Here is a 12,877-nt window from a genome sequence, read left to right on the forward strand (position 1 = left end):
AGCCATTGTTTTGGGCAGAAAAATACCCCCAAAGCAATGGGGGCAAGAGCTTAACTATATTCGTTTTCTAAGCAGGCTTACTCGAACTTGTTTGGATTACCGTCAAATGATTCATCAGCTACTTTAATAGAGTCTGTAGGGCAGCCTTCAAACGCATCCATCATGTCGTCAATTAACACATCAGGAATTTCAACAATTCCTTGATTTTCATCCAATGTTACATATGCAATGCCTTCATCATCGTAATCGTAAATATCAGGTGCTGCTGCTCCGCATGCACCGCAGGCAATGCAAGTTTCTTTGTCAACGATTGTGTACTTTGCCATGGAAAAAACCTCCCGAGTTTATAAACATATGTACTGCTTACTGCAATTCCATTTTTTGAATGGAAACGCAATTCCCAATCTTATTGTAAAACTGAATCAAGAACTTTTCAATAGAAAATTGCTTATTCATAAGAGGGATAAATATCTCGATTCTTTGCAACTGATCAATTTTTAACAACCGAATGGCAAATTTCGTGCTAAAATAATGAGTGAAAAATGAAGAATAGGATCGAAAGGTGTGAAATGGATGAAGTTAATAGAGGGAATCATTTTATATTGCCTTTACCAATTAAATGGAGAAAGAACGATCTATTCCATTTATCACCTATTCAAAGGAAAAAAATCTTCACAAACCATTCAAGATGCACACTTATATGGAATCAAAAAATATTTTGGCGTCTATCATCCTATCACTCGTGAAATGCTTGAAGAATGGGTTGGCACAGCCTTCAATCGAGGAGTCCTAGAACAAGCCGGAGATCAACGCTTTATCTTATCGGCACAAGGAAAAATCGAATTGGAATCTTTTTTGAAAAACAATCACTCTCTTGCTTGGTTAAACGGATGGAAATACCAACAAACAGGTCTGTTTTGGGAAAGACTGTCCTTACTTGTACAAGTTATCTCGAACCTAGTAAAAAGGGAAACGAATTATCTTCCCATTCAAAAAAATAAAAACGCTCATGAATGGCTGAAACATTTTCTGCGAACAAGCGGTTATCCAAGAGCTGTAATCGGACGAAAGCTTTATGAAGAACTGGTTGCCTGTCTTGAAAATCCTAACGTCCCGGACCCTCATATCCTCGTTGTCCGGTTTACAGGGCATCAGCAGATTGGCTTAACTTCTTCGCAGGCAGCTGATTCGCTGCAATTGGATTTGCCAAGCTATCACATAAAATTTGCAACCTTACTGCATTATATGATCCGTCAGCTGGCCGAAAACGCAAAGGCATACCCGCTGCTTTCCCGTCTAGCAGCCGATTTAAACCCCGATCAGTCACTGACCCTTTCCGCAAGGCGAACACAATCGTTTCTTTATCAAGGATATTCCCTGGAAGAAATTGCGAACATTCGCGGGCTAAAAATAAGTACAATAGAAGATCACGTTGTTGAAATTGCTCTTAATGATGAACAATTCTCCATCGATCATTATATTGAGAAACCGGTCCAAGAGAAGATTCTCCTTGCTGCAAGGCAAGGGGGCAGCAGGCAATTAAAGCAAATTCGAAATACCGTACAAACGGCAAATTATTTTGAAATCCGGCTTGTGCTGGCGAAGTATGGTGTGGCTCAATGTTAGAGGAGATATTAGAAAAGTATTTTGGCTACCGGTCGTTTAAGAAAGGACAAAAAGAAACAATAGCCTCGATTTTAGCCGGGAAGCATACGCTGGCAATGCTGCCGACTGGTACAGGCAAATCGCTTTGTTATCAACTCCCAGGTTATCTCTTCGACGGTGCAGTAATTATTGTATCACCACTTTTGTCTTTGATGCAGGATCAGGTCGAACAAATGATGAAGTTTAAAGAAAAACGGGTGATCGCTTTAAATTCGTTTTTGACTGGAACGGAAAGAAGAATGGCACTCAAAGAGCTGGAAAACTACAAATTTATCTTTATTTCTCCGGAAATGCTTCAGACCGAGCCTGTGCTGAAAAAACTGAAAATGCTTTCGATATCACTTTTCGTCGTTGATGAAGCGCACTGCATCTCTCAATGGGGCTATGATTTTCGCCCGGACTATTTAAAATTGGGAGAAATCCGGCGGCAGTTGGGTTCTCCCTTAACCCTTGCTCTTACGGCAACAGCCACGAAAGAAGTACGTGAAGACATTTTGCGCTCGCTTCAGCTGCATGATGCTGCGAAAATTGAATCAACGGTTGATCGGCCGACGATTGCCTTTTCAATTGTGCAGACAAGCGATTATCTGGAAAAGCAGATGCATACCTTGGAGTATGCGCAAAATTTGGAAAAACCGGGCATTATTTATTTTTCCAGCAAGAAAATAGCGGATCAAATGGCGCAATTTTTAAGAGAGAATGGACTTGGCAGGGTGATGGCGTACCATGGCGGACTGGATCAGGAACAACGGACACTGATACAGCAGCAATTTATCCATCATCAGCTTGACATCATTTGTGCAACAAGTGCTTTTGGAATGGGAATTAACAAAGAGAATGTCCGCTTTGTCATTCATTTTCATATGCCGCTTCAAATCGAGTCCTATCTGCAGGAAATTGGCAGAGCAGGACGTGATGGACTTCCGAGCATTGCCATTTTGCTTTATTCTCCTGGAGACGAGCAGCTGCCAATCCAGCTCGTTGAAAGCGAGTTACCGGCCAATTGGCAAATAGACTGGGTCTTTCGCTATATAAAAGAACAAAGACCAGACAATCTTTCCTTTATGCAAAAGGAGCTGCTGGAGATGGGCGGTTTTTCCGAAACCCAGCTGCGACTGATGGAAGAATTTTTAAATGGCGTCCCTTTCCCTCTTTCCAACCTAGAAGAAATACAAAGAAGAATGGAACAATATGTGGAAAGACGGCTGAGTATAAAGAAAACCAATATTGCGAACGTGAAAAAATGGGTGGAGGCTAAGCGGTGCAGGCGGGAAATGATCCTCGACTACTTTAATGAAACGGTTGGAACGAAAGTAGCCAACTGCTGTGATCATTGCGGAATTGATTTAGAGATGTACGAGGCAAAACCGTTGAAGCCCGCTAAAGACGAGCCGGTTAGTTGGAAGAACTATTTGCGCAAGATTTTAGTAAATGAGAGTTGATTAAATGAAAAAGAAATACACGGATATGGTAAATGAATTAACTGATCGAGAATTGCTGTTTCATTTGTACGTCACTCAAGCCATTCTGTTCGGAATAACACTCGTCCTCGGAATGATTTTGTTTGAGCCATTCGCTTTTTTTCGTCATATTCGTTTGGATGATCGAAATATTATTACGGTAGGTGCAAGTGCAGGCGTTTTGGTTGTCGTCATTGACATCCTTTTAATGAAAGTGCTGCCGAATTCTTTTTATGATGATGGGGGCTTAAACGAAAGGATTTTTCGAAACCGATCGATCGGGCACATTGCCTTTATTGCGCTGCTTGTGGCCATTAGTGAAGAATCGCTTTTCCGCGGCATCATCCAAGTTAAATTTGGCTTGATGGCAGCAAGCATCCTGTTTGCTGTGATTCATTTTCGTTATTTATTTAACTGGTTTTTATTAGTGGATGTTGTACTGCTCAGCTTTTTTATCGGTATCGTTTTTTGGTTGACGAATAATTTAGCGGTAACAATTGTAATGCATTTTTTCATCGATTTTCTTTTAGGTATTTATTTGAGATGGAAGTGTAAAAAAACGAACAAGAACAGGCAGGGGTGCTGAATGAATAAGGAAAATCCATATAGAGACCAGGCTGAACGTTTGCGCAAGCGAATTGAAAAAGTTCAGGAGACGAAAAATCAAGCTGCCAGCTTGCCCCCTCGAAGCGAATTGCACCGTCATCAACGTAAAAGGACGAAATGGAAGCTGAAATATCCCGTCATTCGGTTACTCGTGTTATTTTTTATTTTGCTGCCGATTGTCAGCTTTAGTGTTTATTCATACTTTAGCGGTTCGAAAAATGGAAAAGCCGTAAAAGCAACAGTTGATTCAAAAGGCTACGAAACCATTAAATTTGAAAAAGCAAAACCGGAAAAAAAGCCAAAGAGTCAAAAAGAGAAAACTGCTAAGCCGGACAGCCAGCAACAACCAGATAATGCTGGAAAAAACGAAACAAAACCAAATGAAAATCCTGCTCCTGCCTCACCGAATCCCACAAGTTAAATACTATCGCTCACAGAAAAGCCGATCAGCAAATGATCGGTTTTTTGTTCTACTTTAACGGACAAGTTCATAAAGTTTAGAAGGGGAAATGGAGGGGACCATGTGGAAACGCCTATTTTGCTGTTTGATGATAAAATGGATAAAGCAACAAAGAAAATCCTTGAAAATGTGATAAAAAGAAAAAAGAAGTTTGACAAGTATAAACAACGCCATAATTTGGCGATTTGGGGAACATTCATTCTTGCTTTTATTTATATTAATTATTTATATTTTACCATTGCTAAAGTATACTCCTATTCATTTGCTGCCATGTTTTCGGCATTTGTGCAAGATTCAAATAATCTAATATTCCTGTTTATTACAATTGGAATGTACGGATGGATGAACTTGTTAAAAGAAAAGATGGATAAAGCAGAAAAAGAATTTCATGAATTGCGATGTGAAATTGTTGAACGCAGTAAGGATTTATGGGGGACTGAGGAAGAATGGAAAAATCGCCATGTTGTTTTTGAACAGATGAAAAAAATTTTTGATATTAATCTTTACCACCAAAAAAAATAAGAAGCAGCTTAAACTGCTTCTTTAATCATTAAAAAACCTTCTTCTGTTCACGGTCGTCTTTCAAAATTTCGACAGCCTCGCGAAAACGCTGGGAATGGATAATTTCTCTTTCCCTCAAAAAGCGGAGGCCATCGTTTAAGTCAGGGTCATCGCTTAAATTAATCAGCCACTGGTAGGTAGCCCGTGCTTTTTCTTCGGCAGCGATATCTTCGTACAGATCCGCAATTGGATCACCTTTTGCTTGAATATACGTGGCCGTCCAAGGAATACCGGCAGCATTATGATAAAACAGTGCTTTGTCGTGATCAGCATAATGACCATCCAGGCCAGCCGCTTTCATTTGCTCAGGAGTAGCATCTTTTGTTAATTTATAGACCATCGTTGCAATCATTTCTAGGTGGGCAAATTCTTCTGTTCCAATATCCGTTAACAGCCCAATTACTTTATCCGGAATGGTATAGCGCTGATTTAAGTACCTTAGCGCTGCAGCCAGCTCGCCGTCAGCACCGCCATATTGTTCGATGAGAAATTTGGCAAGAGTAGGGTTGCAAGTACTGACTCGTACCGGGTACTGCAGTTTTTTTTCATAAACCCACATGTGTTTCTTCCCTCCTTTTTGGATCTATACTTGCCAAGGCCAAGGGGAATCGCTCCAATTCCATGGATAGCCGGAATAACTGTTGCCATACTGCAGCAACGGCCCAAATTGGCTTTCAAACGACTTTTTGATTTTTTTACGTTCTTTTGCATAGTGGTTAAATTGATTAATGGCTTCAAAATCGTTTGGGTGGGTATCTAAATAAAGAGTAAGTTCGACTAGAACAAAGTCTACTGTTTGCAGTTGTTCCATTAATTGATAATACTCAGCCGGGACTTGCTTCATGACAGATCCCCCTCCTGTGTTCGTTCGTAAGGACTGTAAAAGGGGTCATAAAATGGTTTCCAAAGAGTTCCTGCCTTTAGTGCTTCTGCTGGAGTAAACTGCTGTAGGTTCGGCTGCTGATATCCCAAGTATAAATGCGGGGGAGTAGAATACGTTTTTGTTTTCATTGGCATGCAGGGATCAAATGGACTGATATAAGGTTCATACGTCTTATGATGGGTATACATCATTGCCCTCCTTTTTGTTCGCATCAGAAAAATGGGGAGTTTTGATCAAATACGAATTTTTCTGGCGCGATTTACTGGCATGCATCCTTTCCATCACTTCATTTTATGTCCTTTTTATGTATTCATGTCATTATTTTTCGCACAGGAAAGGGATTTGCCAGGATTTGTGGAATATAGTAACGAGGTAGGATTTTATGTTGAGGTGATGGAAATGTTTGTAAAAAGCCTGATGATTCCGAAGCATCATTGTGTTACGGTTGAGCATGATCAACCGCTTAAAGTAGCATTGGAAAAACTTGAAACACACAAGATTGACGGCCTTCCAGTTTTAAATGGCGATGAATACGCAGGAATTATGACAAGATATTCAATCTATGAGCGTTTTTTTCTTTCCGGTAAACAAAAAGAATCTTTTCTGAACGAAACAATGGTAGCGGATATTGCTATCCATTCTGAACAATTTTTAGAGGGCGGGGAAATTTTTGAAAAAACGCTTCTTGACTTAAAGGATTTTCCCTTACTCGCTGTCGTAGACACGAAAAGGAAATTTCTGGGCATCCTTACACGAGCAGATGTTCTTGATCAGTTTCGAAGCGCTTTTGGTGTCAACCGTCCTGGAGTCCGTATTGCATTCACCACAGTAGAGACAGAGGGCCGAATTGCCAGGCTGGCGGAAATTGCCCATCATTTTCAAGAACAAATTATTTCGCTTGTAACGTTTGATGAAACGGATAAGCTTGTAAGAAGAATTGTGATGAAAGTAGAAAAAAATCAAAACCTTGACCGGTTTACGAAAAAGTTGGAAGAACACGGCTTTCGAATTTTAAGTATTCAAGAAGATTTGGAGTAATCCAAAAGAAACAATCAAGGAACTTCCCATACATCGGTACGGGAAGTTTTTTTGCTAATGTCTAAGTTGGGAGGATGACGTTGCTTGTGCTTTTGTTTGCTTGTTCCTTTGTTTCATGATAGATTTTTACCATGAAAAGGGGCGATTTGCAATGGTGTTTTTGCTGATGATTGGAGCCGGGGCTTGTTTGCTTCTATCGAGAATGGTGTGGGAAGCGTTTTTAAACCGTGTGATCAAACATGAACTTGCCTTTCCTGATTTCCCGTCCACCTTAAGGGAAATTTCGATTTTTTTTATTTCTGATGTCCACCGCCGCACGATTTCAAATAAAATCATTGCGGATGTAAGCGGAAAAGCCGATTTTGTTGTCATTGGCGGGGATCTAACGGAAAAAGGAGTACCGATCCATCGCGTCCGAGCCAATCTGGAAAAATTAAAAATGCTCGGTCCGGTTTATTTTGTTTGGGGCAATAATGATTATGAGGGGGACTACCATGAACTCGATGCTGTGTTGCTTGAAAGCGGTGTGAAAATTTTGGATAATACGGCAGTCATTTTCGAGTCGGAACAAGGCGAAAAAATCAGTCTTCTCGGAGTCGATGACTTAAATCAGCAACGGGATCGAATTGACTTAGCCCTCATGGATGCAGAAGAGGATAGTTTTAAGATCCTGGCCTGTCATTATCCAAACATTGCCGAAAAAATTTTGCCGGAGCATAAGATTCGGCTCGTACTCAGCGGCCATACGCATGGTGGTCAAATTCATCTTCTTGGCTATAGTCCGTATGAGCGGGGATCCATCAAAAAACAAAAACATACCACTTTGTTGATCAGCAATGGCTACGGAACAACCGCAGTCCCATTAAGATTAGGAGCACCTGCTGAATGCCACCTGGTTACGATTCGAAACACCCGGTAAAAATGTGAAGACCATGATGAATTGGTGAATAGACAATTCACCAACCTTTTGCGGTGACATAAACTAAAGATTATAGAAATGTCACGGCAGGGGGCAAAAATATGCGGCTGGAACGCTTAACATCCAATAAAATTAAAATTTTTTTAACGACCGATGATCTTTACGACAGAGGATTGACAAAGGAAGATATTTGGGTTGATTCGATGAAATGGCGCCAACTTTTTCACGATATGCTGGAAGAAGCAAGTGAAGAATTTGATGTTGACTTTCATGGTTCTGTGGCTGTCGAGATTTTTTCGATCCAGGCTCAGGGGATGATTATGATTATTACAGTTGATGATATTGGCGGGGAAGAAGAAATGTTACTATATGACAGCTTTCTCGACATGCACGTAATGGGTGAAGAAAACGAGGGTCTTTTATATACTTTTGATAGTATTGAAGAGGTTATTGAGCTTTCCAAACGGCTGCTGCCGATGAATATTGGTGGCGGATGTTTGTACGGTTATGAAGAACGGTATTATTTATTTTTCAAGGATGTCCACCCAGATGAACTGGAAAAAACAGCTTCAATATTATCTGAATATGGGGATGCATCAATTTTAAGCCCGCATGTTCTTTCTGAATATGGGAAAAAAATCATTGAAAATCAAGCGATAGAAACCATTTATCACTATTTTGGCTAAGGGCTCCCCTGGCTAATGCCGGTTCTATCGTTTTTTTTGTTAAAAAATAAAGGGTAGCAGCATTTTTGTACCGATCCGCAAACAGGATACAACACACGATGTGGCAGCGTTTACATAAACCTGTTCAAAATCGTTGAAATGTGCGTATTTCATCTTGCATAAATCAAGCAAACGTGTATACTTGTGTCTGAAAGCGGACAACATTCGTAAAAGTGATTTCTTTAGGAGGTTTACAGATGGTAGCCGAGAATGGTACAGAACAGCAAAATCACGAGGAAAAGCACGATGTGTTAAAGTCAACACAGACGGTTATTCATAAGGCTTTACAAAAGCTTGGTTATCCAGAAGAAGTATATGAGCTCTTAAAAGAGCCGCTGCGTATGATGACGGTGAAAATTCCCATTAGAATGGACGATGGTTCGATCAAAATTTTTACAGGCTACCGTGCCCAGCACAATGATGCAGTGGGACCGACAAAAGGTGGAATTCGCTTCCACCCGGGTGTGACAGAGAAAGAGGTAAAGGCACTTTCCATTTGGATGAGTTTAAAATGCGGTATTGTCGATTTACCTTACGGAGGAGGAAAAGGCGGCATTGTTTGTGATCCGCGGGATATGTCCTTCCGCGAACTTGAAAGACTGAGCCGCGGCTATGTACGCGCAATCAGCCAAATCGTAGGGCCTACGAAAGATATACCTGCACCGGATGTTTTCACAAATTCACAAATAATGGCTTGGATGATGGATGAATACAGCCGAATTGATGAATTCAACTCTCCAGGATTTATTACCGGAAAACCGCTTGTTCTTGGCGGTTCACACGGGAGAGAATCGGCAACTGCCAAAGGCGTTACCATCTGCATTCGCGAGGCTGCAAAAAGGAAAGGACTTGAGCTAAAGGGAGCCAGGGTTGTTGTCCAAGGGTTCGGTAATGCAGGAAGTTATTTGGCAAAATTTATGCACGACGCAGGCGCAAAGGTCGTTGGCATTTCGGATGCATATGGAGCTCTTTATGATCCGGATGGCCTTGATATTGATTATCTTCTTGACAGACGTGATAGTTTTGGAACGGTTACGAAACTCTTTACTAATACCATTACAAACAAGGAACTTTTAGAGCTTGAATGCGATATCCTCGTTCCGGCGGCAATTGAAAATCAGATCACTGAAGAAAATGCCCATAATATTCGTGCCAGCATTGTCGTTGAAGCAGCCAACGGCCCGACAACCTTGGAAGCTACTCAAATTCTGACTGACCGTGGGATATTGCTTGTTCCCGATGTGCTCGCTTCCGCTGGTGGTGTAACCGTGTCGTACTTTGAATGGGTTCAGAATAATCAGGGGTATTACTGGACAGAGGAAGAAGTAGAAGAAAGATTGGAAAAAGTGATGGTAAAGTCCTTTAAAAATATTTACGAAACAGCGCGCACCCGCAGGGTAGATATGCGCCTTGCAGCCTACATGGTTGGTGTCAAAAAAATGGCCGAAGCAAGCCGCTTCAGAGGGTGGATTTAAAGCTTGTAAATATTCGGCACCATATCCATTGAAACGAAGTCTTAAATCTCCTATCATTAAATGATGGGAGTTTTTTATTTTCAAGGAGTGATTGAAATGAAGCATGAAGAGGTTATTATAATTGGCGCGGGACCATGCGGTATGGCGGCAGCCATTGCTTTACAAGAGATCGGGAAAAACCCGTTAATCATTGAAAAAGGAAATATTGTGAATGCAATTTACAGCTACCCAACACATCAGACTTTTTTCAGCACAAGTGAGAAACTGGAGATTGGCGACATCCCGTTTGTTACTGAAACATATAAGCCTAAACGGAACCAAGCACTTGTCTACTATCGCGAAGTGGCACTAAGAAAGCAGCTGCGCATCCATTCTTTCGAAAAAGTCAATAAAGTGGAAAAAAATAGAGACTTTTTCGAAGTCATAACAGACAAGGGAATTTACATTGCTTCCTATGTTGTCGTTGCCACAGGCTATTACGACCATCCAAACGAGATGGGCGTTCCAGGTGAAGAACTGCCAAAGGTCAGCCACTATTTTAAAGAAGCACACCCTTATTTTGATCAAGATGTTTGTGTCATCGGCGGGAAAAATTCAAGCGTTGATGCAGCAATTGAGCTTGTAAAAGCTGGAGCGAGAGTGACGGTGTTGTACCGGGGAAGCAGTTACTCGAGTAGCATAAAACCGTGGATACTCCCGGAGTTTGAGTCCCTTGTTCGAAATGAAAAAATAGCAATGGAATTTTCGGCGGAGGTGATTCGAATTACGGAAGATAAGGTTTATTATACAAAGGATGGAAAAGAAAAGGTCATTGCGAATGATTTTGTGTTTGCGATGACTGGCTACCACCCGGATCATCCGTTTTTAAAAGAAATGGGGATCTCGATTGACGAAGAGACTGGAAGACCTGTGTATGACCAAGAGACAATGGAAACAACTATTGAAGGCATTTTTATTGCCGGGGTTATTGCGGCTGGAAACAATGCCAATGAAATTTTTATCGAAAATGGCCGCTTCCATGGCGAACAAATAGCCAAAGCCATTGCCGCAAAAGAGTTGAAAAAATAAGCACCGTGGGGAACTTTCGAACCGAATCGCGGGCTTGCAAGCAAAAACTAACAAGGAAAATTAAGGAAAGATAGCTGGTGAGAAAATTGAAAAAAGTTATTTTATTAACAACCGGTGGAACCATCGCAAGCAAACCGAATAAAGAATCAGGTAAATTAGCGTCAGGAGCTATTACTGGAGAAGAATTGGCGTCTATGTGCCAGCTCCCGGAAAATATTGAAGTGATTATTGAATCGGTTTTTCAAAAACCTAGTATGCATATTACATTTGACGACTGGATTGTGTTAAAAAAGAAAATTGAAGGTTATTTTCGAGACCAAAATGTTTCTGGTGTTGTTGTAACGCATGGAACAGATACAATGGAGGAGACTGCCTACTTCCTTGACTTAACCATCCAGGATGATCGGCCTGTTGTTGTTACAGGCTCACAGCGCTCACCAGAAGACTTGGGCAGCGATGTCTACATCAATTTGCGCCATGCTATTTTTTCTGCTTGTGCAGATGATCTGAAGGGTGCAGGAACGGTTGTTGTATTTAATGAACGGATCTTTGCCGCGAGGTATGTAAAAAAAGAGCATGCTTCAAATATCCAAGGATTTAACGCTTTTGGATTTGGTTATTTGGGGATCATTGATAACGATGAAGTCCATGTCTTCCAGAAACCAATAAAACGTGAATTTTATTCCATTCAATCAGCGATTCCAGCTGTAGATATTATTAAATGCTATATCAATTCAGATGGAAAGTTTATTAAGGCTGCAAGGGAGGCTGGAGTAAAAGGAATGATCCTTGAAGGGGTCGGCCGCGGGCAAGTTCACCCGGATATGGTTGAGGAGATTGAAAAAGCGATCCAAGCAGGGATAAAAATCGTGATCACAACAAGTGCAGAGGAAGGGGCTGTCTACACAACATACGACTACGAAGGCAGCGCATATGATTTATATAAAAAAGGCGTCATCCTTGGCAGTGACAGCGATTCAAAAAAAGCAAGAATAAAACTGGCAACAGCACTAGCGAGTGGGGTTGAGGCTATCAAGTTTTAATTTTTTTTTAGGAAACTCTTCATTTCGAAAATGAAGAGTTTTTTTTGAATAAAATTTCCTGCCAAACAAAAAATAGGATCATTGAACAAAAGTTTTACATCATGGGGGTTGCTTTGCATGAATCGGAAACAAATCATACTCAAGTTATTCATTCTTTTCTCCCTTTGTGTGCTGCCGTTTACAATGCTCGCGGAACGAAACAAAGTCTATGCCTTTACAAATCAAGTAATCCAGCGTGGTGCAGTTGGGGACGATGTGATTGAGCTTCAATCAAGACTCCAATACATTGGTTATTTTAAAGGTCAAATTGACGGCGTATTTGGCTGGGGAACCTATTGGGCGTTAAGAAATTTTCAAAAGGAATACGGTCTGCCAGTTGATGGCCTTGCAGGCGCAGATACAAAAGCAAAACTTGTTAAAGCGAGTAAATATAATGAACAGTTTGTTAAAAACCAAGTCCGCCAAGGAAAGAAATTCACCTATTATGGCGGTGTGGACTTAAAAAAGCAAACATCGCCAAATGCCAACAAGAATGCAAATAACAATCAATCTGCAAACCAAGCGCCAAAGCCGAACAAACCAACCGCTGCCAATACACCGAACGGCTTCTCGCAAAACGATATTCAACTAATGGCAAATGCAGTACACGGTGAATCAAGGGGCGAACCCTATATTGGCCAAGTAGCTGTTGCAGCTGTCATTTTAAACCGCGTTAAAAGCCCATCTTTTCCAAACACAGTTTCAGGGGTCATTTTTGAGCCAGGTGCCTTCACGGCGGTTGCGGATGGGCAAATTTGGCTTACTCCGAATGAAACTTCGAAAAAAGCGGTGTTGGACGCAATCAACGGCTGGGATCCTTCAGGTGATGCGTTGTATTATTTTAATCCAGCTACGGCCACAAGCCCTTGGATCTGGAGCAGGCCGCAAATCAAAAAAATTGGCAAACATATATTCTGTAAGTAAGAGGTGAACTA

Annotated in this window: 16 protein-coding genes; 12 read left to right on the forward strand and 4 right to left on the reverse strand. The window is 41.2% G+C overall.

Annotated elements, in window-relative coordinates; translation table 11 throughout:
• Positions 1 to 77 precede the first annotated feature (77 nt).
• Entirely contained in the window at positions 78 to 326 is a 249-nt protein-coding gene (locus ACQYAD_RS09700) for a ferredoxin (RefSeq protein WP_430237689.1), read from the reverse strand.
• A 247-nt stretch (positions 327 to 573) separates the two neighbouring features.
• Between ACQYAD_RS09700 and ACQYAD_RS09705 the strand changes: the two genes are divergently transcribed.
• The 5 genes from ACQYAD_RS09705 to ACQYAD_RS09725 all read left to right on the forward strand — a co-directional run bounded on the left by ACQYAD_RS09705 (position 574) and on the right by ACQYAD_RS09725 (position 4,713).
• Positions 574 to 1,626, forward strand: coding sequence for a helix-turn-helix domain-containing protein (locus ACQYAD_RS09705; RefSeq protein ID WP_430237690.1), 1,053 nt, complete (start codon positions 574 to 576; stop codon positions 1,624 to 1,626).
• Positions 1,620 to 3,107: a RecQ family ATP-dependent DNA helicase gene (locus ACQYAD_RS09710; protein WP_430237692.1), complete on the forward strand. Its 1,488-nt coding sequence runs from the start codon at positions 1,620 to 1,622 to the stop codon at positions 3,105 to 3,107. The genes ACQYAD_RS09705 and ACQYAD_RS09710 overlap by 7 nt, the downstream gene beginning before the upstream one ends.
• Before the next feature lie 4 nt (positions 3,108 to 3,111).
• Entirely contained in the window at positions 3,112 to 3,711 is a 600-nt protein-coding gene (locus ACQYAD_RS09715) for a CPBP family intramembrane glutamic endopeptidase (protein WP_430237693.1), read from the forward strand.
• Positions 3,712 to 4,152 (forward strand): hypothetical protein, encoded by a 441-nt coding sequence (locus ACQYAD_RS09720; RefSeq protein WP_430237695.1) that lies wholly within the window; start codon positions 3,712 to 3,714, stop codon positions 4,150 to 4,152.
• Positions 4,153 to 4,254: 102 nt separating this feature from the next.
• Positions 4,255 to 4,713, forward strand: coding sequence for a DUF2663 family protein (locus ACQYAD_RS09725; protein ID WP_430237696.1), 459 nt, complete (start codon positions 4,255 to 4,257; stop codon positions 4,711 to 4,713).
• 28 nt (positions 4,714 to 4,741) lie between these two features.
• Here the strand turns inward: ACQYAD_RS09725 and ACQYAD_RS09730 are convergent, their stop codons facing one another.
• The 3 genes from ACQYAD_RS09730 to ACQYAD_RS09740 are packed head-to-tail and all read right to left on the reverse strand — an operon-like array spanning position 4,742 to position 5,823.
• Positions 4,742 to 5,311 (reverse strand): manganese catalase family protein, encoded by a 570-nt coding sequence (locus ACQYAD_RS09730; RefSeq protein WP_430237698.1) that lies wholly within the window; start codon positions 5,309 to 5,311, stop codon positions 4,742 to 4,744.
• A gap of 24 nt (positions 5,312 to 5,335) precedes the next feature.
• Positions 5,336 to 5,596, reverse strand: coding sequence for a spore coat protein CotJB (locus ACQYAD_RS09735; RefSeq protein ID WP_430237700.1), 261 nt, complete (start codon positions 5,594 to 5,596; stop codon positions 5,336 to 5,338).
• On the reverse strand, positions 5,593 to 5,823 hold the full coding sequence (locus tag ACQYAD_RS09740) for a spore coat associated protein CotJA (protein WP_430237701.1): 231 nt from the start codon (positions 5,821 to 5,823) through the stop codon (positions 5,593 to 5,595). The genes ACQYAD_RS09735 and ACQYAD_RS09740 overlap by 4 nt, the downstream gene beginning before the upstream one ends.
• Positions 5,824 to 6,034: 211 nt before the next feature.
• Here ACQYAD_RS09740 and ACQYAD_RS09745 point away from each other — a divergent pair, with 211 nt between their 5' ends.
• The 7 genes from ACQYAD_RS09745 to sleB all read left to right on the forward strand — a co-directional run bounded on the left by ACQYAD_RS09745 (position 6,035) and on the right by sleB (position 12,866).
• A complete protein-coding gene (locus ACQYAD_RS09745; RefSeq protein WP_430237702.1) occupies positions 6,035 to 6,673 on the forward strand; it encodes a CBS domain-containing protein in 639 nt (212 codons plus the stop codon).
• A gap of 151 nt (positions 6,674 to 6,824) precedes the next feature.
• Entirely contained in the window at positions 6,825 to 7,592 is a 768-nt protein-coding gene (locus ACQYAD_RS09750) for a metallophosphoesterase (protein ID WP_430237704.1), read from the forward strand.
• A gap of 101 nt (positions 7,593 to 7,693) precedes the next feature.
• Positions 7,694 to 8,278 (forward strand): genetic competence negative regulator, encoded by a 585-nt coding sequence (locus ACQYAD_RS09755; protein ID WP_430237706.1) that lies wholly within the window; start codon positions 7,694 to 7,696, stop codon positions 8,276 to 8,278.
• 236 nt (positions 8,279 to 8,514) lie between these two features.
• Entirely contained in the window at positions 8,515 to 9,792 is a 1,278-nt protein-coding gene (locus ACQYAD_RS09760) for a Glu/Leu/Phe/Val family dehydrogenase (protein ID WP_430237709.1), read from the forward strand.
• 96 nt (positions 9,793 to 9,888) lie between these two features.
• Positions 9,889 to 10,860, forward strand: coding sequence for a YpdA family putative bacillithiol disulfide reductase (locus tag ACQYAD_RS09765; protein ID WP_430237711.1), 972 nt, complete (start codon positions 9,889 to 9,891; stop codon positions 10,858 to 10,860).
• 86 nt (positions 10,861 to 10,946) lie between these two features.
• A complete protein-coding gene (locus ACQYAD_RS09770; RefSeq protein WP_430238770.1) occupies positions 10,947 to 11,903 on the forward strand; it encodes an asparaginase in 957 nt (318 codons plus the stop codon).
• A 117-nt stretch (positions 11,904 to 12,020) separates the two neighbouring features.
• Positions 12,021 to 12,866: a spore cortex-lytic enzyme gene (gene sleB, locus ACQYAD_RS09775; protein WP_430237714.1), complete on the forward strand. Its 846-nt coding sequence runs from the start codon at positions 12,021 to 12,023 to the stop codon at positions 12,864 to 12,866.
• The last annotated feature ends 11 nt before the right edge of the window (positions 12,867 to 12,877 follow it).

This window comes from Neobacillus sp. SM06 (assembly GCF_050496765.1).
Taxonomy (GTDB): domain Bacteria; phylum Bacillota; class Bacilli; order Bacillales; family Cytobacillaceae; genus JAEVLT01.

What these genes read in the sequence shown, in the direction of transcription:
- ACQYAD_RS09700 (WP_430237689.1), bottom strand. Translation starts at nt 326, where the DNA reads ATGGCAAAGTACACAATCGTTGACAAAGAAACTTGCATTGCCTGCGGT.
- ACQYAD_RS09705 (WP_430237690.1), top strand. Translation starts at nt 574, where the DNA reads ATGAAGTTAATAGAGGGAATCATTTTATATTGCCTTTACCAATTAAAT.
- ACQYAD_RS09710 (WP_430237692.1), top strand. Translation starts at nt 1,620, where the DNA reads ATGTTAGAGGAGATATTAGAAAAGTATTTTGGCTACCGGTCGTTTAAG.
- ACQYAD_RS09715 (WP_430237693.1), top strand. Translation starts at nt 3,112, where the DNA reads ATGAAAAAGAAATACACGGATATGGTAAATGAATTAACTGATCGAGAA.
- ACQYAD_RS09720 (WP_430237695.1), top strand. Translation starts at nt 3,712, where the DNA reads ATGAATAAGGAAAATCCATATAGAGACCAGGCTGAACGTTTGCGCAAG.
- ACQYAD_RS09730 (WP_430237698.1), bottom strand. Translation starts at nt 5,311, where the DNA reads ATGTGGGTTTATGAAAAAAAACTGCAGTACCCGGTACGAGTCAGTACT.
- ACQYAD_RS09735 (WP_430237700.1), bottom strand. Translation starts at nt 5,596, where the DNA reads ATGAAGCAAGTCCCGGCTGAGTATTATCAATTAATGGAACAACTGCAA.
- ACQYAD_RS09740 (WP_430237701.1), bottom strand. Translation starts at nt 5,823, where the DNA reads ATGTATACCCATCATAAGACGTATGAACCTTATATCAGTCCATTTGAT.
- ACQYAD_RS09745 (WP_430237702.1), top strand. Translation starts at nt 6,035, where the DNA reads ATGTTTGTAAAAAGCCTGATGATTCCGAAGCATCATTGTGTTACGGTT.
- ACQYAD_RS09750 (WP_430237704.1), top strand. Translation starts at nt 6,825, where the DNA reads ATGGTGTTTTTGCTGATGATTGGAGCCGGGGCTTGTTTGCTTCTATCG.
- ACQYAD_RS09755 (WP_430237706.1), top strand. Translation starts at nt 7,694, where the DNA reads ATGCGGCTGGAACGCTTAACATCCAATAAAATTAAAATTTTTTTAACG.
- ACQYAD_RS09760 (WP_430237709.1), top strand. Translation starts at nt 8,515, where the DNA reads ATGGTAGCCGAGAATGGTACAGAACAGCAAAATCACGAGGAAAAGCAC.
- ACQYAD_RS09765 (WP_430237711.1), top strand. Translation starts at nt 9,889, where the DNA reads ATGAAGCATGAAGAGGTTATTATAATTGGCGCGGGACCATGCGGTATG.
- sleB (WP_430237714.1), top strand. Translation starts at nt 12,021, where the DNA reads ATGAATCGGAAACAAATCATACTCAAGTTATTCATTCTTTTCTCCCTT.